This is a genomic window from Salinicola lusitanus (assembly GCF_038648475.1).
Classification (GTDB): Bacteria; Pseudomonadota; Gammaproteobacteria; order Pseudomonadales; family Halomonadaceae; genus Salinicola; species Salinicola lusitanus.
Window position 1 is genome coordinate 3,175,923 of the sequence record NZ_CP151919.1, and the last position, 21,346, is coordinate 3,197,268.

Sequence of the window (21,346 nt, forward strand, 5' to 3'; positions counted from 1 at the left end):
TACGGGAACGGTGGTAACTGTGTGGCGTGTAATTTTTCCGGCGATACGTTCCGCCGATAGCGATACGCCTAACGGGGCGGCCAGCGGTGAGGAGGGACGATGATCGCGCTTTGGATCGGAATAGGACTGCTATCGTTGCTGGCCATTGTGCTACTCGTCTGGCCGCTCCGTCGTGCCTCGGGATTGCGCGATGCACAGCTAGGTTTCGAGGCGGGAGATCGTTATAACGCCGAGAACGTAGCGATCTACCGTCAGCGACTGCGAGTCATGGAGGAAGTGCTGGCGGCCGGCGAGATCGGCCGCGAACGTTTCGAAGAAGATCGCTTGGAACTCGAGCGTCGGCTACTGGAAGATGCCGGCAATCATCGGGGGCGGTCTCTCCAAGCTCACACGCTCGGCCGGTGGTTGGTACCCGTGGTGTTGCTCTGCGTGGTGATCGGCGGATTGGCACTCTACGATCACTTTGGCGCACGACGTGATCTGGCGCTCTTTGAGGTAGTGCAATCGTTGCACGATGCGCCGCTCGAACGTCAACAGAACGGACTGGAGTCCGAGGCGGAGCGCCAGCCCGGTAACCCGAAAGTATGGGCTGAGCTATTCCCGCTTTATCGGGATAGCGGCCAGTACGACAAGGCGGCGGACGTGGTCGAGACGCTAATCCGTCTCCAGGGCCGACAGCCCTGGCTGTTGGCGCAACTGACACAGGCCGAGTTCTTCGCCGCACATCGCACACTGACGGATCGCGTCCAGGCGCTAGTGGACGAAACGCTGGCCCTTGATCCGCGGCAGCCGGTCGTCAACGATATTCTGGGAATCGAGGCTTTCGACCATGCGCGTTACGGCGAAGCGATCGACTTCTGGCGCAAGGCGCTCGCTGGCTACGACGATCCCGAAGCGACACAGGCGTTGCAGCGAGTCATCGATATCGCTCAGCAACGTATGACGGACAACGACGGTTCAATGACTCAGGTTGGTCTGCGTGTCGATTTGACGCTCGATCCACGATTGGCCAACCGGCTTCCGGGCGATGCCAGCGTCTTCCTGGTGGCACGTGACAGTCATGAGGATGGCCCGCCCCTGGCAGTCACTCGCACCACGTTGAACGCGCTGCCTCGACTGCTGACGCTGAGCGATGCCAATGCCATGACAAATACGACGAAACTCTCTCAGGCCGAACGGGTGGACTTGATCGTCCGTGTGTCTGCCAGTGGGCAGGCTAAGCCTCAGGCAGGCGATCTTTACGGCCGTTTGAATGATGTCGCCGTTAGCTCCTCTGACAAGCTGTCATTGGTTATCGACCACGTCGTGCCTGCCCCATGAATACAATTCGGAGACTTAGACATGGCCTTTGACTCGCTCCATGGTTTTCTCTCCATGCGAGGCTATGCGGCCTACGTGTGGCCCGCCTGGAGTATGGCATTTCTCCTGTTATTAGGCCTGGCCACGGCTGCTCGTGGCGAACGGCGTCGATTGATAGCTCAAATCAGGCGCCGGCGGCGGCAGGCGGGTGAAAAATGATAATGCGGCGCAAGCGTCGACTGATCCTTGTGATCGGACTGGTGGCGTTGGTTGCCATCGCAGCGGGGCTAACGCTTTATGCCTTACGCGCCAATATCAATCTTTTCTTCACTCCTTCCCAAGTCGCGACTGGCGAGGCGCCTCATGGAAGGACGATTCGCATCGGTGGCGTGGTGAAGGAAGACAGTATGGCTCGCGAGAGCGATTCGCTCATGGTTTCCTTCGTTGTGACTGACTTCGCCGAGGACGTTAGAGTCCGCTATGACGATATTCTTCCGGATCTCTTTCGAGAAGGGCAGGGAGTGGTCGTGATCGGCACGCTAGACCACGATGGTCGCTTCATGGCGCAGCAGGTGCTTGCCAAGCACGACGAGAATTACATGCCGCCCGAGGCTGCCGAGGCACTAAAGGCAACAGGGAATCTCACTGGCGTTAGCAAAGCCTCCTCTGGGTAGCGGCTGGATCTCATTTTCTTTTAATGGGAGCGACCCATATTATCGTCGGGCTTTTTCTAGGCAGGATTCAATGACATGCGGATTCTACTCGTCGAGGACGATGCCCCGGTGGCGGCAGGCATCGAAGCGGGGCTGGCGCTGAGCGACTTCGTCGTCGATATCGTGACCACACTGGACGGTGCACGCGGGGCGTTGTCCGCAATCGACTACGATGCCGCGGTGCTCGATCGCCGTTTGCCCGATGGCGATGGTCTGACGCTGCTGCAACAGTGGCGGCGTGCGGGTATTGCCATGCCGGTACTGATGCTGACGGCGAGAGACGCCGTTGCCAGTCGTGTCGAAGGGCTTCAGGGCGGGGCCGACGATTATCTGGTCAAACCGTTCGACCTTGATGAGTTGACGGCAAGGCTGCAGGCGCTGTTGCGCCGCAGCGCCGGGCAGGTCGACCGCTCCCTTCGCCACGGGCGCCTGGCGCTGGACCCCGTCGCTCGCAGCGTGACGTTGGATGGCGCACCGGTGGTGTTGGTGCGTCGCGAGCTGATGCTGCTGGAGGCGCTGATGCGCGCGCGTGGGCGGATCCTGAGCGCCGACCAGTTGAAGGATCGCCTTTACGGCATCGATGACGAGATCGAGAGCAACGCCCTCAACGTGCATATCTACCAGTTGCGTCGCAAGCTGGGACGCGAAGTGATCGAGACGGTCCGGGGCGTCGGCTACCGTCTCGGTGCGCTTCCCGCCGACGAGCGACTGCATGGCGATACGCCCTCATGAGCCTGCGGCTGCGTCTCGTCGCTACGCTTGGGATCACGCTGATGCTGCTGTGGGGGCTGACGGCGGCGTGGTCGATGCGCGATCTCTCGACCCAGCTCGAGCGTTCGCTGGATCAGCGTCTGGCACAGTCGGCGCGAATGGTGGCCGGCCTGCTCGATCGCGTGCCGGCGGCGGCCTGGGATGGAGAAGTGGGCGAGACGTCGACCATTCCTGCGCTCGAGGGTGTCGCCTGCCGTGTGTCGTCGCTGCGCGGGCAGGTGGTGGCGGGTACGCACCCTGAAATGAACGATGTTCTCGCAGTCGATGACGAAGGCTTCAGCTACCGCGATCACAACGGCCAGCGCTGGCGCGTCTATACCCTGGTCGACGACGACAAGCGCATCACCGTGGCGGATCGCCTGCGGGAGCGGGAGTCGTTGCTGGGTCAGGTACGCCGTGCGGCGTTCTATCCCTTTTTGTTCGCTTCGATCGGCAGCCTGATCGCCCTGTGGTGGGGCGTGACCCGGGGGCTGTCGCCGCTTTCGAGGCTGCAGCGGCGCTTGATGTCACGCGATCACGATGATCTCTCGGCACTGCCGATCCGCGGCTTGCCGGGGGAAATTCGTCCGCTGATCGATGGGTTCAATACCCTGCTGGCACGCACCCGGCGCATGCTGGAGTTGGAGCAGCGCTTTACCGATGATGCCGCGCATGAGCTGCGCACGCCGCTGACCGCGATTCGTACCCATCTGCAGATCGCGCGACGCGTCGACGGCGATCCCCACCAACAGGCGATGCAGCAGGCGGAGGCGGGGGTGGGGCGGCTGACGAAGACGCTCGACCAGTTGCTGCTGCTGGCACGCATGGAGAGCGAGGAGGTCGCGCGGGGGTGTGTCGATCCCACGCGGCTGGGGGAGGCCCTGGAGGCTGCGATGGTGGAGACCGGCAGTCGCGATCGCTGTCACTGGCACGCCTCGGTCGACCGGCTTCACGTCGCGCTATCCGGGGAGTTGCTGGTGATTGCGCTGCGCAATCTGCTCGAGAATGCCATGCGGCACGGTTTGCCTGACACCCCGATCGAGATTGAAGCGCAGCGGATGAACGGCTTGGCCGTGATCGACATCGCCAACCAGGGCGAGACCATCCCGCCCGAGCAGATCGCCCGCCTGACGGAGCGCTTTCATCGCGGCAATCATCCCCAGGGCAGCGGCCTGGGGTTATCCATCGTCGAGGCGATCGCCACCCGGGCCGGCGGCAGCCTGCGGCTCACCTCCGGCGATGGGATCGGGCTGCGAGTCACCCTCTCGCTGCCCCTGGCCTGATTCGCCAGAGGCATATGAGCAAGGATGGGTGAGCAGGAGGTGGATAAGCAGGGGTGGGCAGGAAAGCTCAGGGCGAGTCGCTACCCATGATTGCCCGCAGCTTGTCCGGGGTGGGCGCGCCCATGACCTTGTGCACCTCGCCATCGTCGTCCTGATAGAAAATCACCGGTGTGGCATAGAGCTGGGCGTCGCGCATCACTTGCGTATTGTCGGCGACCCACTGCTCGCTCTGATCGGTTCCCTCGCTGTCCGGCATGGCGCCGGTGCGATAGTGTTCGGCGATCGCGGCGCTGGGATCGTCTGCAGCTAGAATAGCGGCGGCTTTCTCGGGGCTGTCCGCTTTCAGAATGCCCACCATCAGATGACGAATCTGGACATCACCGTTTTCGACCCAAGGCTGAGCGTCCTGCCAGAACTTGCGGCAGTAGGGGCAGTTGGGATCGCTGAAGGTGTAGACCACTCGCGATGCATCGGTATCGCCCTCGCGAACCCAATGGTGGTCCGCCATTGCCTTCCATAGCTCGGCATTCTTGGGCCCATCGACGAGCTGTTCCAGCGGCTCGGCGGAGACGTCCCGGCCCTGGGCGTCGATCAGCGTGCCGACGACGGCATGCTCGCCATCCGGCGTCAGATAGGCGGCCACACTCTGTCCTCGAATGCTGGCGCCGTAGCCCCTGAGTCCGCCGGGGGCCTCGAATTCACCGTGAATGGTGAGGCCCTGCTGCTCGAGTGTCTGAATCGGCGCCGGCCAGTCGTCGGCGGCGGCGGGGAGGCTCGCCGCCAGGGCAATACCGGCGGCCAATGGCAGCGTGAGCCGTAGTGGCATCATTCGGGGGGCGTGATTTTGCATCGGTGTCGTCTCCGGTTGGTAATGTCTAGCGGGGAGGTCGAGTTAAGCGCTCGGGTTGAAAGCGCGTCTGGACCGTCATGGGGTGAAGCGCTCGAGACTGCGATCGAGCGTGGCACGGGAAAGCTCACCGAAGTGGGTATCGACGAGCTGACCGTCGGCGTCGTAGTAGAGCGTGGTCGGCATGGCCATGGCCCCCACTTCGCGACCGAAGGTCATGTCCGGATCGCGATAGAGATGATCGAGCGAGAGGGACTCCCGTTGTAGAAACGTCTCGATGGCGTCGACGCTCTCGCCCTGGTTGACGAATACGAACGACACGTCGTCCCGTGCCTGCTGGGCCTGTTCCAGCATCGGCATCTCGCGACGACAGGGCGGACACCAGCTTGCCCAGAGATTGACCACCATGGGCCGGTCGGCTTCCTGCAGCACGGTGGGCAGGGCCACCGGCGAGCCATCGATATCTGCCAGCGGGATCGAGGGCAGGCTCGCTCCGCGGGGCGCCATCAGCGCCAGGGCGCCAGCGGTCATCGACCAGGCCAGGGCACCCGAGAGAACCGCTGCACCCAACGGGCGGCGCATGGCCGGCTGCCGCCAGAAACGCCAGGCCAGATAGGCGAAAGCGATCGCCAGCCCGGCCAGCGGCTCGAACCCGCGATCCCGGATGTCTAGCCAGGACCAGAAGGTGTCGTAGCTCTGCCAGTAGCGGGCCACGAACACGATGCGTGCGCCGATGACGCCGATCAGCAACGCATTGAACAGAACATCGCCGACGCTGACCTGTCGACGACGGCCTATCCAGGCACCCACGATCAGGGCGACGACCATGGCCAGGGCCAGCAGAAGCTGACCCAGACTCACGCCCAGCGGTCCCAGGGCGATACTGCGATCGAGCGGATTCATGGTCAGCCCTCCGTGGACTCGTTGGCGCGCTGTCTGGCCTGCGTATAGCGGTCGAGAAAGGCTTCGGCATCCAGTTCACCGATGATGCGGGCGCCGCGTTGCTCCCGACCGTCAGGGCCGAACCACATCAGGGTCGGCGGACCGACGATGCCGAAGTGCTGCATGATCGCCTGATCCTCGTTGTCGTAATCCGTGACGTCGATACTCAGTCGCTGCACGTCCTGGAGCGCCTCCTTGACGGTCGGGTCGCTGAACACTTCCCGTTCGATGACTTCGCAGGAGACACACCAGTCGGCGGTGAATTCGACCAGTGTCATCTGGCCGCTGTTGGCGGTTGCCTGGACGCGGCGTTCGAGCGTGGCCAGATCCTTCACGTCGTCGAACGCGACAGGCCCGGACTCGCTGGCGTCTTTGGAGGCCGTTGCCACACCGCTCGGGACGTAGACCGACAGCGGCCGCCACGGATCCTTGGCACCACCGGCGGCACCGATCAGGATCAACGCGCTCCACAGACCGATGATGGCGGCACTGGCTGTCGCAACCTGGGGCAGGACACCTCCTGGCCTATTGCCATTTGGGTCGTTACCACGTGCCAGGGCGACGAGAGAGATCGCTACCCCCAGGCCCAGCGCGCCCCACAGGCCAAGAACGATGGCATCCGAGAGGATTCGGGCGACGAACCAGATCGCCATGCCCAGCAGCACGAAGCCGAACAGCGCCTTGACGCGGGTCATCCAGGCGCCAGGCCTGGGCAGCAACTGGCTGCCGAGCGTGCCGATCAGTACCAGCGGGGCGCCCATGCCGAGACCCAGCGCAAGCAGCGCCGCGCCGCCCAACCACGGATTGCCGGTTTCGGCGATGAAGAGCAGGGCGCCGGCGAGTGGGGCGGTCATGCAGGGGCCGACCAGCAGGGCGGAGAGCACCCCCATGATGGCGACGCCCTTGAATCGGCCGCCGCGTTGTCTCGACAATCCCGCATCCAGGCGTTGACGCAGCGCCCGCGGCAGTTCGAGCTCGAAGGCACCGAACATGGCGAGCGCCAGCACCACGAACAGCACCGAGAAAATGCCGATGAACCAGACGTTCTGGAACAGCATCTGCAGATTGGCGCCAGCCATGGCCGCGGCCACACCCAATATCGCGTAGGTTGCAGCCATGGGGAGAACGTAGGCGAGCGAGAGCACGAAGCCGGCGGCGCGCGGATTCTCCCCGCTGCGACGTTGGCCGACGATCAGGCTGGAGAGAATGGGGATCATCGGCAGCACGCAGGGCGTGAAGGTCAACAGCAGCCCCATGCCGAAGAACGCTGCCAGCGTCCAGGCCCAGTTTCCACCGGCGAGCTGCGCCGCCAGCTGCTGATCTTCCGCCATCGCCGCGTCTGTCCGGGGCTGAGGCTGAGTGGTGGAGCCTGGCGCGACAGAGGCTGGTGTCGCGGATGACGCATTCGGCGCGTTGGCCGCGGCATCCGTTCCCAGCGCATTCGCGTCGTTGGTGCCGCTCGCCGAGGCATTGGCGACGGACTTCAGATCGAAGGTCCGTTGCTGGGGCGGGTAGCAGAGGCCAGCGTCGGCGCAACCCTGCCAACGCAGGGTGAGGGTATCGGCATCCCCGGGCTGCGTGGTCATGCTCAACGCATGACGGTAGATCTCGGAACGGCCGAAGTACTCGTCCTCGATGGTCTCTCCTTCGGGGATATCGAGCGACAGTTCGCGCTCATCGGTCTGAGCAGAGAAGCTGTGGCGATAGAGGTAGTAACCGGGCTCGATCTGCCAGTCGATTTCCACCTCGTCGCCATCTTGTATCAGCGTCGGTTCGAAGGCCTGATCCGGCGGCAGGAAGTCGCTCTGTTGCTCGAACGGATCCTGCGCCGCGGCCAGCGTGGCGACCCCGAGCAATGCCAGCATAATGATCCACCGGACTCGCCTCGACTGCATCAACTTCCCCTTCGCTCCTGCCCGCATCGGCTGCGCTCCTGATTCGATAGCGACAGATTGGCCCATGGAGATGAGCTGAAAATGAATAATGACTGTCGATTTTGGACAAGGGCTGTGGCCTGTATTCAACACCGTGATCGCTGGCTTCACTGGTAAGCACTGGCGGGCAGACTCGTTTGGACTCAAATTGGAAGTATTAGTTATGTGTATGTCCTTTTGATATGGGTTAAAGGTCTGGTCGAATAACGAGAATAGTATTGGCTAAGGTTTTTGAGTTAAACCGTGGGTTAATTTGAGAAAAAGGAAATGATATGGGCTATATATATTTTATCCGAGCAGCATTGCCTTATCGTCGCGCCTCATTTTTATGCTTTTCCGTTGCTTTAAGTGGTTGCACCGGTATGGGGCTTACCGGGCCTTCTGCTGACGTGCCTGGACAGCCGGAAAGTGCTAAGACAAATGTCCTGGAAGCGGGAGCTAGTGCTTTACAAACCGACGCTCCGACGGATCAGCTCAATATTTATCTTGTAGGCTTTCACCCAATGAAGGATGAGCCAAGCCATCAATTCGAAGCTCATCATTTCTGCCAGCAAGTAAATGAAGACTTTATGCAATGTGCTCTTTATGATGGAAATACAGCAGATGCTCACCTCAATGGAGTGGAGTACATCATATCTGAACGTATTTTTGAGGGCCTTCCTGAAGAAGAAAAAAAATATTGGCATCCCCACAACGGTGAAATACTATCTGGCCAGTTGGTAGCTCCCAATTTACCAGAAACGGCCGACCACGAACTGATGCAAAGCAAGATGAATAGCTATGGTAAGACCTGGCACACTTGGGCCACCTCACACAGCGCTGAAAAAGATGATAGTTTGCCATTGGGTAAGCCTGAGCTAGCTTGGTCCTTTAATCGTACTGGTGAGCCGCAGCCAGGTTTGGTGAAGGATCGCGATCAACGCATGGGAATTGATACAGAAGAGAGGAGGAAGTCCAGGCAAGATTTAGTTCCTCTGGCTAACCCCCAGTCTGGTGTCGGTGTGCTGAAAGGCAAGTTTCCTCGTATGACGCAGCCCATCCCAGGTGTTGAGGCCAAGTCTACAAATAAAAAACGGTAATATCGTTGTTTAATATCTACTATTAATTAAGGGGGCTTCGAGATGGTCCGGGAGTGCTTCAACTCGTTGGAAGGTACTCCTGGCTCTCCTTTTTCAGCTGGTTAGGCAACGTTTCAGCTTCATAGCCAGCGGCTGGTCAGGCATCAGTCATGTTCTGATATGATCGTCGGTATTGTCGGCGCCATTGCTTTCAGGAGCCGGCATACACGACAATGTATTTTTGGCAGCTCTGTTGGATGTGATTATACACATCTCGGCTTTAACGATGCCGCACTAGACCAGAGTGTTTTTTAGGAGAAGAAATGTCCTACCCACCGTCATTTCAATGGCTCAATTCCCTGGGGCTGGTTCGAGGCAAACCCGGCAATGCCGATCTGGCGATCCCCGGCTCGCCGCTGCCCGTGGGGCAGGAGGTCGATCAGTGGCTTCCCGCGCCTGGGGGGGCCTGTCATGGGCTGTTTCAGATTTCCAGTGCGGCCGATGCGCCGGGTCGAGTGCATGGCGGCGTCATGCGGCTGGTAAGAACGCTCAATCTGATGGCTCAGGCCGAGGTGGCGTGTCGCGCCGTGGTTATCGTGGCTGGGCCGGCGACGCCATGCGTGTTGAAATCCGCAGCTTATCGCGAGCGGATTGCCGAGCCATCACTCGAGGAAAATCCGAACTTGCCCTGGTGGAGTGTCCTGCGCCAGGAAGGAGTCCCTGTGTTGGTCTGCCTCCAGGCGCTAGCCGCTCAGAGGCTTTCGCTTGAGGACGTTGATACCGGCATCGAGTCCGTTCAGTCAGGCTTGAGCGCAGCGTTGGCACTGGGAAGACATGGGTTCGTTCCGCTTAACCTATAAGAATGGATATATTTCGACATCGGAGTTTGAACGGGACATATCCGAGATAGACGAGGCGCCCAGTGGAATTCGTTGCGTTATCAGTAATATGTCCGCCGGCGAAGAATCCTTTCTCTGATTCCTGGTAGCACCAACAGAGCGGCAAGCAGCCAGGTTGGCCAGCTACCAACGCGGCTGAACGGTGTCAGCCCGGTCATGGGTGTGACTTCGCCGATGACGCTTGTTGCTTCAAACTGTGGGCCGCGCTGTCGCAGATTACCTTGATCGTCGATGATCGCGGTAACACCGTTATTAGTCGCACGTACCACATAACGACCGTTCTCGAGCGCCCGGAGCCTCGCCATCTGCAGGTGCTGCAGAGGTCCGATCGAGCGGCCAAACCAGGTGTCGTTGGAGACCGTAAGCAACACTTTGGCGTTTCGGGCGCGCTCGGCGACCAAATCGGGATAGACGATCTCGTAGCAGATAGCGTTCCCGATAGCGACGTCGTGGGTAAAAATCGGCGGCTGCGATTCAGCCCCGGCGCTGAAGTCCGACATCGGAAGATCGAAAAAATCTATCACGTCGCGCAGCCTGGAATCCAGGGGAAGAAACTCACCGAAGGGAACTAGGTGGGACTTGCGATACTCGCCCTGCACCGCCCCGGTGCCGATGATGGCATTGTAGTAATGCTCGTCGCGGTCACCTTGAACGATACCGGTGAGAAGCGCTGTACCAGGAGGAAGTGAAGCCTGCAGGCGTTCAAGATAGGGGCGAGCCTGATTCGCAAACATTGGCAATGCCGTCTCAGGCCAGACAATGACATCGGCGTTTATGGGTAGTTCGTGGGTCATCCGAGCATAAACCTCCAGTGCGTTACGCTGGCCCTCTGAGCTCCACTTATCGAGTTGAGGCAAGTTGCCCTGAATTAGCGCGAACCGCAATGGATCGGCGGCCTTGTGGGTCCACTGGGCTGGCATTGCCAGTGTAGCGAGCCAGAGCATAGCGATGGGCACTACAGCCCACCAGCGTCGCCGAAAAAACTCGACTAGCAATGTCCCCGTCAAAGCGACGATTAGTGACAGCAAATAAACTCCACCAATAGGCGCCCATGTCGCTATGGGCGAATCTACTTGAGCACTACCCAACAGTAGCCATGGAAAACCGGTGAATGCCCAGCTACGAAAAGCTTCGGCCAGCACCCAGGTCCCAGCAAAACTCAGGAATGCCAGCCGAGATGAAGTGAAGTGACGATAGAGCCCGAAGAAAATGGCGGGAAACAGAGCCAGTACGGCGACGAATAGTCCAGTCAGAACAATTGCCAGAGGAACACCGGTATATCCGTAGTCGTGAATCGAGACGTAGACCCAACTGGTGCCTGTACCGAATAGAGCGATCCCGAAGAGCCAGCCGTGCAGCGTTGCCTGTACCGTGCTCAGCTGATGATGACCCAGGTACATCAGTGCTACGGCAAGCGGTCCTAACCACCAGAAGTGGAAGGGTGCAAAGCTCAGCGTTGATAAGCAGCCGGCCAAAAGCGCGGCTAGATAGGTTGACCAAGGCTTATAGTTACACGCTGACATGCACTCTCCTCCGAGACGGGGCTGTATCAAGGGTACCGTGAATCTTCTCGAGGCCTCGAGGTGGTGATACTTGCCTGGACTTCTTATTAGCCAGGTGCTAGTTGTCTACCACCTCTTTACACACCGGTTGGAACACCTGAATTGCTTTGAAGAAAGCCGGCCTGTTGTATAGCCAAATCCTGTGCCAGAGGTGTGGTGACCCGCGGTACCAGCATCTCCAGCATCTCGATGCCCCTAATCTTGCTTGGATATATCTGATCTTTGACCTTATCGTTCCGTGCGCGCCCAAGTGCGACGTACGGAGATTGGTCTATGGAGATGAGCTGAAAATTAATACAAGAGATCTGAGATACATTCCGTGGTTCGCCCTCTCTCCTCACCGCTAGCGTCTTGGAATACGAGTCGACGTTTTTCGAGCGGCTTCCCGTTCGATTTAACGGCCGTATATCGGTTAATGATACCTACGGGGCGCTTTTGTCTAGGCGTGTCAGTAGACGGCGATATGTCTGTAGCGTTCTATTTCCTTGAGCTGAACAAGACAGGATTAAGTCTCGTATGCGTCAGAATGAAATCCAGTCGAGTTAACATTCTCTATGCCAAAAAACGTTGATTTCTGTCACAGCTGTGTGTTTTAGCCATAGTGCCAGGTATCAGTAATGCTACGACGCCTATTCCCGCGATCCCGTCAGAATACCAGTCCGTCGGAAGGCTTCACGCAGCCCCAGCCTGGTAAGGAGCTACTCGATACTCCGCGTCGCCAGCAGATGATCAAGATGCTGTGGGACACAACGTCTTTGACCCAGAGCGTCTTTGACGAGTATCTCCTTGCACCGATCTGCCGCTATGCCGAGTTGGTACAACTGCTCCCTGCATCGGAATCACATCACCATGCCTATCCAGGGGGCATGCTGGATCATGCCCTAGAGACGGCCTGCTACGGACTGCGTCTACGTCAGCGTCATCTCCTGCCTCCAGACGCAAAGCCCGAAGACCAAAGTTCAGCAGGGGAGCTTTGGAGTGCCGCCGTAATCCACGGAGCGCTCATGCACGACGTAGCCAAGACGCTGGTCGACGTTGAAATTCATCTCGAGGATGGGCGGGAGTGGAGGCTGTGGAATGGCCCCATTCCTGCACCTTACCGCGTCATGTACCGAGCGGGGCGGGAGTACCACCTTCACGCGGCGGTCAATCCATTGTTGTGCGAGCGAGTCCTTGGGACGAGGGTGCTCGACTGGTTGATGACTCAGCCCAAGCTGTTTGCGCTGTTCATGTACACCATCGCAGGGCACACCGAGCGAGGCGGAATCGTTGCGGAGCTGATTTACCATGCGGACCGTGCGAGTGTCGCAAAGGCTCTGGGAGGCGATCCGGTTCAGGCCCTTTCAGCCCCGGTGGAGTCCATCCAACGAAAGCTGGCCGAGGGCCTGCGGTACCTGGTCAAGGAACATTTCAAGCTCAATCAGAAGGGCGGTGTAGCATGGCTGACAGAAGAAGCACTTTGGTTAGTATCACCGCGTGCCGTCAATGAGCTGAAAGCTCACCTTTATGCGCAGGGCATCAAGAGTATTCCGGCTGACCTGAACCGGCTCTATGGCGAACTGCAGGCGCATGGATTGATCGAGGAGGTCAGCGCAGGAAAGTCCGTCTGGAAATGTGACGTGTTAGAGGGAGATTGGATGCAGTCCTTCAACATGATCAAGGTGCCACCAACGCTGATATGGGGAGTAGAGGGAAAGCCAGCTCCATTTAGCGGTAAGTTAATGATTCAAGAGGAAGGGGCATCTGAGGACGACAAACCCCAGCCTCCCTCTAGGATTAGACAGAAAGCGGTACAAGAGAGCAATCAACCAACCACCATCGCCCCTATTAGCGCAACCGATCCAAGTTATCCGAAGCAAGAGAAGCAGGTGCTGTCTCAGATCGGAGCACCCAGTCGTGTGGATGGCGGCGTGATCGAAGACGATATCATCTCTCTATTCTCCGAAGTCAACCAATCACATCAGTCCGTCCCGAAGAATAAAGATACTGACGGATACAAAGAATCACTCAATGATGAGGTGTCGATACCATCTAATGGTTATTGTGCTAGTGCTGTGTCTGTTGTTCAGCACGCTAATGATAATTCGAATCTCGGTGAAAAATTTTGGCAGTGGTTGAAGACTGGAGTAGCGACGCACTCCATTGTCATTAATGACACAAAAGCACCTGTGCACGTCGTTGAAAGAACCTACTTTCTCGTTAGCCCGGGCATATTCAAGCGTTTTAGCGCGGAGATCTTAGGCGATGAGGATCAGTGGAAGACGGTACAGAAGCGCTTCCAGAAACTCGGTCTACACATCAGAACACGGGGGCAGAATATACATAACGTCTCCGTGGAAGGGCCGAATAAGAGCCGGGTGCTGAAAGGCTACTTGATCAAGGAACCTCGATCGGTGAGTCAAGAAATACCTCCAGATAACTGGGTGTTGACTCTACATAAGAATCAAGATGATAAGGAAAGTTAGATGAATGATGTGTCATTTATGGAGCTGCTGAGCCGGTATTGCGCCGACACGCATTTGAAACCTAAATCCGTCGATAGTTATGCTGCGGCCGTTAGGGCGGCTCGCAGATACTTTGGTAAAGAAACCTATCCAAGTATGTTGTCGCGTGAAAGAGTATGTGATTGGCGTAGGGCTATATTACGTTCTAAAGATAATCCAAAAGGAATCGTCGAGGTTAGCTGGAATAATTATGCGAGACATCTCGCTGCATTGTACAATTTTGGGATTAAATACCAGCTAATCATGGTCGAAGAGAATCCGTTCAATAGAGTACGCGTCCGTGAGCCTCGCAAGCCAAAAAAAACTATTCAGCCCCTCACATTTAGGTATGTTCGTGAAGTAATGGATGTATGCCGTAGATTTGAGGAGGCGCAAGATGATCCATCGAAGTTGTATCCAGCTTGGTTCTGGGAAACGGTCATAGAAACCTTCTACTACACAGGTATTAGGCTAAACCAGCTGCTTCATGTCAAAGCTAAAGATGTTGACTTGAAGAGAATGATAATTGTTACTTCCGCTGAAGGGTCGAAAACCTACTCTGAATCTATTGTTCCGATTGCCGATGGCCTATATCCCTACGTGGCAAAACTCATGCTTGCAGCCCACCGAGAAGGGTTTAGACGGGAAGATCAATTATTTAACGTGAACCGTTTTTCGCGAAGGCATCGGCGCTCAGAAATGGATATAAATCAAGTGGAGCATTTTTTTAAGCGATTATCGGGATTTTGTGGTGATAAGGTTACCCCGCATAGATTCCGGCACACGCTCGGAACCGAGCTAATGGAGAACCCCGATCGCAACATACGTGTAACTCAAATGATCTTGGATCACTCGAGTATACGGACGACTATGGAATATGTTCACCCCAGTGTTGATTCCATGAGGAAGGCACTGAATCAGCGTCGGCGCCCCTAAACTAGACACGAGCGGCCACTGCATGGCCGCTCGTTTTCACGATCGCCAGCTTGACAAAGAAAGGGCAGGCATCCAAGATCAGAGATGCCAATGTAGTGCAGGTGCGGTAAATATCCAGCCAGTACTTCATATCAGGCGAGTCTTTTCAAGTTGCTGATAACTCGGGGATTTTCCGGTCCAAATAGTCCAACTGACTGTTAATCATTGGGTCACAGGTTCGAGTCCTGTTCGGGGAGCCAGTGCGATGATCGTTCCAGAATTATCCCCCCTGTCGTTCTCTGACTCCTTCGTGCTTTCGATGTCGCCCTGATTGACCGCAGGTCAGTGGCTTGGATGTCGCGTTGCGCTGAGTTTGGCGCCTTCTGGCGTGACTTTTTGGCATGGCCCGAACGTTCGGGGTCACGCTTTATCGTGTTCCGCTTGCACCTCAGCTTCGCCGTGGAAAGGTTCGTTCCCGCTCTCCAGCAAAAGTCCTATCTCTGATCTCGTTGGCGATCCCCTCGTAACCCGGGAAGAGAGAGTGGGCTCTTTGGCCCCAATCTTTGGGCTGAGACTCGTCAGCCTTCCAACAGGGAGCCAGCCCCGGTTCTGATCATGCTGGAGGCCACCTCGGCCACCGTCGCCTGTCTTGCCCTGAGAGCCCTATCACTTGTCTCTCACTCTCCAGTGCGTGTGGGGTTCCAGTTGATCGCCATGCCGGTGTTCCTCGACATCGGCATCGATCGGCACCATGAACAGGCGGCCGTGGCGCACGCCGCGCTCGCTGATGATGCGCTCGCCCAGGGCGTGCACGCTCTGGCTCTCGCCCTTCAGCACCGCTACCGACATCGAGTGCTCGTGATCGAGCAGCACCTCCAGCGTGGAATGGACCAGCGAGTGGTGGCGGTGCAGCAGCCTCGAGAGGTGCTGGGCGAGATCGCGCGTGGTGTGATCGAAGACCCAACTGAGTGTCGCCAGGCATGTCGTCGTCTCCTGCGGTGCATGCTGGCGCGAGTCCAGTAGCCCGGTCCTCAGCAGATCGCGCAGCGCCTCCGAGCGTCCCTGATAGCCGTGACTTGCCACCCGGGCATCGATGGCGTCGAGCAGCTCCTCGTCCAGGGTGATGGTGATGCGTTTCATGATGTATGGCTCCTGTCGTCATCTGGCTGGGTCAATCGCGAGTCGAGAGTCGGTGGCACCGTATAGCGTGGAAGCGGTCCGATGGCTTCGAGCGCCACGCTTCGAGCTCCCCCTCCGCGGGTGCCAGTATGATGAATCTCGATAGACATCATACTAAGCCGCCGATAGGCTCTCATCTCCTGACGGGGACGACGAGCACTCGACATCATGACAACCCATTCGATATCTGCCCGCGGCCGGCGGGGGCGACGTGCCCTGTGCGTGGCGTCGCTGCTGATAACCGCCGGGATTTCCGGCGCCGCGATGGCGACATCGGCCAACGATGATCCCGTGCTGACCGTGGCCTGGCCCTATGACGTCGGCCCCCTCGATACGCAGGGCTATGGCGCCAACCAGATGATGGCCCAGGCGATGGTCTACGAGCCGCTGGTGCGCTTTCACGACGGTCGCCTCGAGCCGTGGCTCGCCATGCAGTGGTCGGTCTCCGACGATGGCCGCAGCTACCGGTTCACCTTGCGTGACGACGTCACCTTCTCCGATGGCGCACCGTTCGACGCCGCGGCGGTGAAAGCCAATCTCGACGCCGTGATGGCGTGTCGGGACCACCACGCCTGGCTGGCGCTGGCGAACAAGCTGGAGTCGGTATCGATCGTCTCGCGAGATGAGGTCGAACTGCACCTGAAGACGGCCTACTACCCGACGCTGATGGAGCTCTCGCTGATCCGCCCGCTGCGGTTCGCCTCCCCCAACAGCCTGCAGAGCGATCTGCCAGTGGAGCAGGGCGGCTGCCGGCTCTCCCGCCCGGTAGGCACCGGACCGTGGGTCTTCAGCGGCCGCGAGCCGGGGCGAGTCGATCATTTTAAGCGCAACCCCAACTACTGGGGTGACTTGCCTGCCTACGCCGGCGTCGACGTACGCCTGATCAACGATCCCAACACCCGTGCCGTGGCGCTGGAGACCGGCCAGGTCGATCTCGTCCAGGGCGCACGCGGGCTGATTTCGGAAGACAGTTTCCAGCGTTTCGCGCGGGATCCACGCTTCGAGGCCAAGAATTCACCGCCGCTGGCAACGCGCACCTTCGTCTTGAATTCCCACCACGGGCCGACCCGTTTCCTTGCGGTGCGTCAGGCGATCGAACACGTCGTCGACAAGCGGGCCATCGTGGCGTCGCTGCTGTTCGACGCCGAGCCGGTGGCGCAGGCGCTGTTCTCACGCCAGGTACCCTACGCCGATATCGATCTGGCGCCCTACGAGTTCGATGTCGATGAAGCGAGGTCTCTGCTGGATCAAGCGGGTTGGACACCGGGTGAGGATGGCATTCGTACCCACCAGGGCGAGCCATTGACGCTAGATCTCTACTTCGTCGGCGACGATCCGCTGCAGAAGGCCATGTCGCAGGTCGTGCAGGCCAATCTGAAGCAGGTCGGGATGCAGGTTCGTCTCCACGGGGAGGAGGAGACCGCGCTGATGAGCCGGCAGAAGAGTGGCGACTTCTCGATCATCTACAGCGATACCTGGGGCGCGCCCTACGAGCCGCACGCCTATCTTAGCTCGATGCGGGTGGCGGCCCACGCCGACTATCAGGCGCAGTTGGGTCTGCCCAACAAGGCCGAGATCGATCGCGAGATCGGCGAACTGCTGACCGAGCAGGACGAGGCCGCTCGCCAGGCGGGCTACACCCGGCTGTTGCGCGAGCTGCACGAGTCGGCGATCTACGTGCCCATCTCCTTCGTCACCGCCCGCTCGGTCAGCCGCCGGGACGCGGTGGAGGACGTTAAATTCGGCCACACCATGGAGGACATCCCGTTCTCGACCATGAGGCCGGCCAGTGAGTGAGTCGAACGCCAGCCGCCGATTCGAGTCGCTGTGGCAGATCGCGCTGCGTCGTCTGGCGCTGATGCCGCTGCTGCTGCTGGCGGTCTCGCTGGTCATTTTCCTGCTGTTGCACCTGGGCCGCGGTGATCCGGCCCTCGACTACCTGCGGCTTTCCGGGATCTCCCCGACCGATCAGGCGGTCGCGGCAGCGCGCCATCAGTTGGGGCTCGACCTGCCGCTGTGGCAGCAGTACGCGCACTGGCTGTGGCAGGCGCTGCAGCTCGATTTCGGTACCTCGTTCATCAGCGGCCGCCCGGTGCTGACGGTAATGCTCGAGCACCTGCCGGCGACGCTGGCGCTGGTCGCCGTGGCGCTGGTCGTGACGGTGGTGGCGAGTCTGGCGCTGGGGTTGTGGGCTGGCCTGAATCCCGGCAGGTGGCCGGATCAGCTGGTACGCCTGGTGGCATTCCTCGGCGTGTCGATGCCCAACTTCTGGATCGGTTTCCTGCTCGTGCTGGTCTTCTCGATCTGGCTCGACTGGCTGCCGCCCATGGGGTACGGCGGACCCTTGCACTTCGTGATGCCGGCGCTGGCCATTTCGGTGATGACGATCTCCATCAATGCGCGGATGCTGCGCATGTCGATGGTGGAGACCGCGAATCAGCGTCACGTCCACTACGCCCGGCTGCGCGGTCTCTCGCGGCGGCGCGTGGTGTTCGCGCACCAGCTTCCCGGCGCGCTGCTGCCGCTGTTGACCGCCTCCGGCATGGCCATCGGCGAGTTGATCGGTGGCGCCTTCGTCATCGAGAACATCTTCGCCTGGCCCGGCGTCGGCCGGCTGGCGGTGGATGCCATCCAGAACCGAGACTTTCCGGTGCTGCAGTGCTTCACCCTGTTGATGACGCTGGTCTACGTGCTGGCCAACCTGGGCGTCGATCTGGTCCATGCCTGGCTGGACCCGCGGGTGCGCCGACGCCGACCGCAGTCTGGCGAGACGATGGGACGCTACGGTCCCTCGGCCGGGGAGGAGCGACCATGACCGAATGGGCTTCGTCGCCGGCCATGCCCGCGACCCGTCGGCGGCTGTGGCCGCAGCTCCGGCTGACGCCGCGCTGGGGGGTGCCCGTCGGTGGCCTGCTGGTGGGTCTGTTGATCGCGGTGACCCTGGTCGCGCCGTGGATCGTGCCGTTCGACCCCGACCAGGTCGACGTGGCGAACCGGCTCGCGCCGATGACCGCTCAGCACTGGCTCGGTACCGACGAACTCGGCCGGGACGTGCTCTCGCGGCTGCTGATCGGTGCCCGCGTGTCGCTGGGGACCGTGGCCGCGATTCTCGCCCTGGTGTTTGCCATCGGGGTGACGCTGGGCAGTCTCGCCGGGCTCGCCGGCGGCCGGATCGATCAGCTGGTGATGCGCACGGCGGATCTGTTCCTGACCTTCCCGACCTTCGTCATGGCCATGTGCCTGATTGGCGTATTGGGTACCGGCATGACCAGCATGATTCTCGCCATCGCGCTGACGCACTGGGCCTGGTACGCCCGCGTGGTGCGGATTCTGGTGATCTCCCAACGCTCGCGGGATTACGTGCTCGCCGCGACCCTGTGCGGGGCGTCGCGCTGGGCCACGTTTCGTCGCCACATGCTGCCGGGCATCAGCGTGCAGGTGCTGATTCTGCTGACGCTGGATCTCGGCCACATGATGCTGCACGTGGCGGCGCTGTCGTTCCTCGGCCTCGGAGTCGCGCCGCCGACGCCCGAGTGGGGCGTGATGATCAGCGACGCGCGCGACCTGATCTGGGCACGACCGGCGCTGGTGATCTGGCCCGGGCTCGCCATTTTCCTGAGCGTGGCGGCGTTCAATCTGCTCAGCGACGGGCTGCGTGATCGGCTCGACCCCGCCCTCAAGGAGGCTCACGGATGACCACGCTCACGCTGGACGCCCTCAGTGTCCATCAGGGCGCACGCTGCCTGCTGGACCAGGTATCGTTGACGCTGACGACCGGGCGCGTTCATGCCCTGGTCGGGCCGAGCGGCGCCGGCAAGTCGATGACCGCGGCCGTGCTCTCCGGGTTGCCCCTGGCGACGGGGCTCGCGCGGCGCGGGGGCGAGGTGCATGGGGCGAACGGCACGCCGCGGCTGGCCCACGTGGTACAGAATCCGCGCACTGCCTTCAACCCGCTGATGACCATGCGCCGTCACGGCCTGGAGACGCTGGCTGCGCGCGGCATCCGGGGATGCGAGGCGGAGGCCTCGCTGCTGGCAGCGCTGGCGGAAGTCGGGCTGGAAACTGTCGTTGCGCCCCGTTATGCGTTCGAACTCTCCGGCGGCATGTTGCAGCGCATGATGCTGGCCCTGGCACTGCTGCAGGGTGCGGACTTCCTGATCGCCGACGAGCCGACGTCGGATCTCGACGCGCCCGCCCAGCAGCGCGTTCTCGCACTCATCGAGCGGCTGGTGAAACGTCACGACCTCGGCGTGTTGCTGATCACCCATGACCTGGGCATCGTCTCTCGCTATGCCGACACCGTTCAGGTGATCGACGCCGGGCGAATCGTGGAGTCCACCACGCCAGCGGCGCTGTTTCAGGCCCCCGACAGCGCCGCCGCCCGGGCGCTGCTGGCCGCCCACCGCGCATTGAGCGACGTCTATCGGGCCCGCGCTGGAGTGGACGAGGGATGATCGCGCTCGAGGAGATGACCCAGGTCTATGCCGGCCAGCGGGTACTCGGTCCGGTCAATCTCGTCCTGGAGGCGGGGGAGCGGGTAGCGCTGGTCGGCGCCAGCGGCGAAGGCAAGAGTACGCTCGCCAGGCTGCTATTGGGGCTGGAGAGGCCCGCGAGCGGTCGCCTGATGTTCGACGGCAGCGTGCTGGATCGGCGTGCTCGTCCGGTCATGCGGACGTTCCGGCGCCAGGTACAGGGCGTGTTCCAGGATGCGCCCGGCGCGGTCAATCCACGCCATCGCGTGGAGCGGATCATCAGCGAGCCACTCGAACACCTGACCTCGCTCGACCGGTCCGCGCGTCAGGCGCGGGTCATGGCGATGCTGGCCGCGGTGCAACTGCCGACCGAACTGGCCTCCCGGCTGCCACATCAGCTTTCCGGCGGGCAGCTGCAGCGGGTCTGCCTGGCCAGGGCGCTGGCGATCGAGCCGGCGCTCCTCGTCTGCGACGAAGTCACCTCCGGACTGGATACGATCCTGCAGGTGGCGCTGGGCGATTGGCTCCTGGCGCACTGCCGGCAACAGCGCATGGGGCTCGTGTTCGTCACCCACGACCTGCGCCTGGCCCGGCGATTGTGCGACCGGCTGGTGGTGATCGAACGCGGCGTCATCCTCGACGACGTGCGCGCCCACCAGTCGTGCACGCATCCCGCCGCCATGGCGCTGGAGGCTGCCGTTCTCACTTGAGGGATTGACGGCGTCACTGGCGCCTACCGTATCAGTCCCGACTTCCCGGTGAGGATCGGCATCGACGACCTGTTCGACAACATCGACAGCGAGCACCTGAACCTCGCCGGCGGTGCCGCTGAGGGGGGGGCGTTACCCAGGCGTTCGCTCACGTCCGCGGCGGTGGCCGTCATGGCCGCACTGGTGCGGGTTTCGCCGGTATTCGTCGGGCCTACCGCACTCCAGTCGGCTGGTTGCAGTGATTGCATCGCGGCCACGACTGGCTGCATCTGCTGGCCGCCGGCTTCTGGTTCGGAGCGC

Annotated in this window: 19 protein-coding genes; 14 read left to right on the forward strand and 5 right to left on the reverse strand. The window is 60.5% G+C overall.

The features are described 5' to 3' along the window. Positions 1–99: 99 nt before the first annotated feature. From ccmI to AAGT95_RS14350, 5 genes are all read left to right on the forward strand, one after another. Positions 100–1,320: a c-type cytochrome biogenesis protein CcmI gene (gene ccmI, locus AAGT95_RS14330; protein ID WP_342594243.1), complete on the forward strand. Its 1,221-nt coding sequence runs from the start codon at positions 100–102 to the stop codon at positions 1,318–1,320. Between the two features lie 93 nt (positions 1,321–1,413). Then, entirely contained in the window at positions 1,414–1,518 is a 105-nt protein-coding gene (locus AAGT95_RS14335; RefSeq protein WP_342596536.1) for a hypothetical protein, read from the forward strand. Beyond that, complete coding sequence (ccmE, locus tag AAGT95_RS14340) at positions 1,515–1,973, forward strand: cytochrome c maturation protein CcmE (protein WP_342594244.1); 459 nt, start codon at positions 1,515–1,517, stop codon at positions 1,971–1,973. The genes AAGT95_RS14335 and ccmE overlap by 4 nt, the downstream gene beginning before the upstream one ends. 75 nt (positions 1,974–2,048) lie before the next feature. Then, the gene (locus AAGT95_RS14345; protein WP_342594245.1) at positions 2,049–2,744 is read left to right on the forward strand and encodes a response regulator; all 696 of its coding nucleotides are present in this window, start codon (positions 2,049–2,051) and stop codon (positions 2,742–2,744) included. Then, positions 2,741–4,045: an ATP-binding protein gene (locus AAGT95_RS14350; protein ID WP_342594246.1), complete on the forward strand. Its 1,305-nt coding sequence runs from the start codon at positions 2,741–2,743 to the stop codon at positions 4,043–4,045. The genes AAGT95_RS14345 and AAGT95_RS14350 overlap by 4 nt, the downstream gene beginning before the upstream one ends. 67 nt (positions 4,046–4,112) lie before the next feature. Here AAGT95_RS14350 and dsbG read toward each other — a convergent pair whose 3' ends face one another. The 3 genes from dsbG to dsbD all read right to left on the reverse strand — a co-directional run bounded on the left by dsbG (position 4,113) and on the right by dsbD (position 7,699). After that, on the reverse strand, positions 4,113–4,895 hold the full coding sequence (gene dsbG / locus AAGT95_RS14355; protein ID WP_342594247.1) for a thiol:disulfide interchange protein DsbG: 783 nt from the start codon (positions 4,893–4,895) through the stop codon (positions 4,113–4,115). Between the two features lie 75 nt (positions 4,896–4,970). Next, positions 4,971–5,795: a prolipoprotein diacylglyceryl transferase family protein gene (locus AAGT95_RS14360; RefSeq protein ID WP_342594248.1), complete on the reverse strand. Its 825-nt coding sequence runs from the start codon at positions 5,793–5,795 to the stop codon at positions 4,971–4,973. A 2-nt stretch (positions 5,796–5,797) separates the two neighbouring features. After that, positions 5,798–7,699, reverse strand: coding sequence for a protein-disulfide reductase DsbD (gene dsbD / locus AAGT95_RS14365; protein WP_342594249.1), 1,902 nt, complete (start codon positions 7,697–7,699; stop codon positions 5,798–5,800). A 341-nt stretch (positions 7,700–8,040) separates the two neighbouring features. On the opposite strand from dsbD, the gene AAGT95_RS14370 reads away from it, so the two are divergent. Both AAGT95_RS14370 and AAGT95_RS14375 read left to right on the forward strand, forming a co-directional pair. Continuing rightward, positions 8,041–8,847: an OBAP family protein gene (locus tag AAGT95_RS14370; protein WP_342594250.1), complete on the forward strand. Its 807-nt coding sequence runs from the start codon at positions 8,041–8,043 to the stop codon at positions 8,845–8,847. A 302-nt stretch (positions 8,848–9,149) separates the two neighbouring features. Next, positions 9,150–9,686 carry a hypothetical protein gene (locus tag AAGT95_RS14375; protein WP_342594251.1) on the forward strand — a complete coding sequence of 179 codons (537 nt, stop codon included), beginning with the start codon at positions 9,150–9,152 and terminating at the stop codon, positions 9,684–9,686. A gap of 80 nt (positions 9,687–9,766) precedes the next feature. On the opposite strand, the gene lnt is transcribed toward AAGT95_RS14375, so the two are convergent. Then, the gene (lnt, locus tag AAGT95_RS14380; RefSeq protein WP_342594252.1) at positions 9,767–11,248 is read right to left on the reverse strand and encodes an apolipoprotein N-acyltransferase; all 1,482 of its coding nucleotides are present in this window, start codon (positions 11,246–11,248) and stop codon (positions 9,767–9,769) included. A gap of 764 nt (positions 11,249–12,012) precedes the next feature. Between lnt and mobH the strand changes: the two genes are divergently transcribed. After that, positions 12,013–13,752 (forward strand): MobH family relaxase, encoded by a 1,740-nt coding sequence (gene mobH / locus AAGT95_RS14385; RefSeq protein WP_342594253.1) that lies wholly within the window; start codon positions 12,013–12,015, stop codon positions 13,750–13,752. Then, positions 13,753–14,706 carry a site-specific integrase gene (locus AAGT95_RS14390; RefSeq protein ID WP_342594254.1) on the forward strand — a complete coding sequence of 318 codons (954 nt, stop codon included), beginning with the start codon at positions 13,753–13,755 and terminating at the stop codon, positions 14,704–14,706. Between the two features lie 645 nt (positions 14,707–15,351). Here AAGT95_RS14390 and nikR read toward each other — a convergent pair. Next, positions 15,352–15,825 (reverse strand): nickel-responsive transcriptional regulator NikR, encoded by a 474-nt coding sequence (nikR, locus tag AAGT95_RS14395; RefSeq protein ID WP_342594255.1) that lies wholly within the window; start codon positions 15,823–15,825, stop codon positions 15,352–15,354. 207 nt (positions 15,826–16,032) lie between these two features. Between nikR and nikA the strand changes: the two genes are divergently transcribed. The 5 genes from nikA to AAGT95_RS14420 are packed head-to-tail and all read left to right on the forward strand — an operon-like array spanning position 16,033 to position 21,046. Then, entirely contained in the window at positions 16,033–17,661 is a 1,629-nt protein-coding gene (gene nikA, locus AAGT95_RS14400) for a nickel ABC transporter substrate-binding protein (RefSeq protein ID WP_342594256.1), read from the forward strand. Then, a complete protein-coding gene (gene nikB, locus AAGT95_RS14405) occupies positions 17,654–18,679 on the forward strand; it encodes a nickel ABC transporter permease subunit NikB (RefSeq protein WP_342594257.1) in 1,026 nt (341 codons plus the stop codon). The genes nikA and nikB overlap by 8 nt, the downstream gene beginning before the upstream one ends. Next, positions 18,676–19,560 carry a nickel ABC transporter permease subunit NikC gene (gene nikC, locus AAGT95_RS14410; protein ID WP_342594258.1) on the forward strand — a complete coding sequence of 295 codons (885 nt, stop codon included), beginning with the start codon at positions 18,676–18,678 and terminating at the stop codon, positions 19,558–19,560. The genes nikB and nikC overlap by 4 nt, the downstream gene beginning before the upstream one ends. Next, the gene (locus AAGT95_RS14415; RefSeq protein WP_342594259.1) at positions 19,557–20,318 is read left to right on the forward strand and encodes an ATP-binding cassette domain-containing protein; all 762 of its coding nucleotides are present in this window, start codon (positions 19,557–19,559) and stop codon (positions 20,316–20,318) included. Before nikC ends, AAGT95_RS14415 begins: the two co-directional genes overlap by 4 nt. Continuing rightward, positions 20,315–21,046, forward strand: a complete 732-nt coding sequence (locus AAGT95_RS14420) for an ABC transporter ATP-binding protein (protein ID WP_342594260.1) — start codon at positions 20,315–20,317, stop codon at positions 21,044–21,046. The genes AAGT95_RS14415 and AAGT95_RS14420 overlap by 4 nt, the downstream gene beginning before the upstream one ends. Positions 21,047–21,346: the final 300 nt, after the last annotated feature.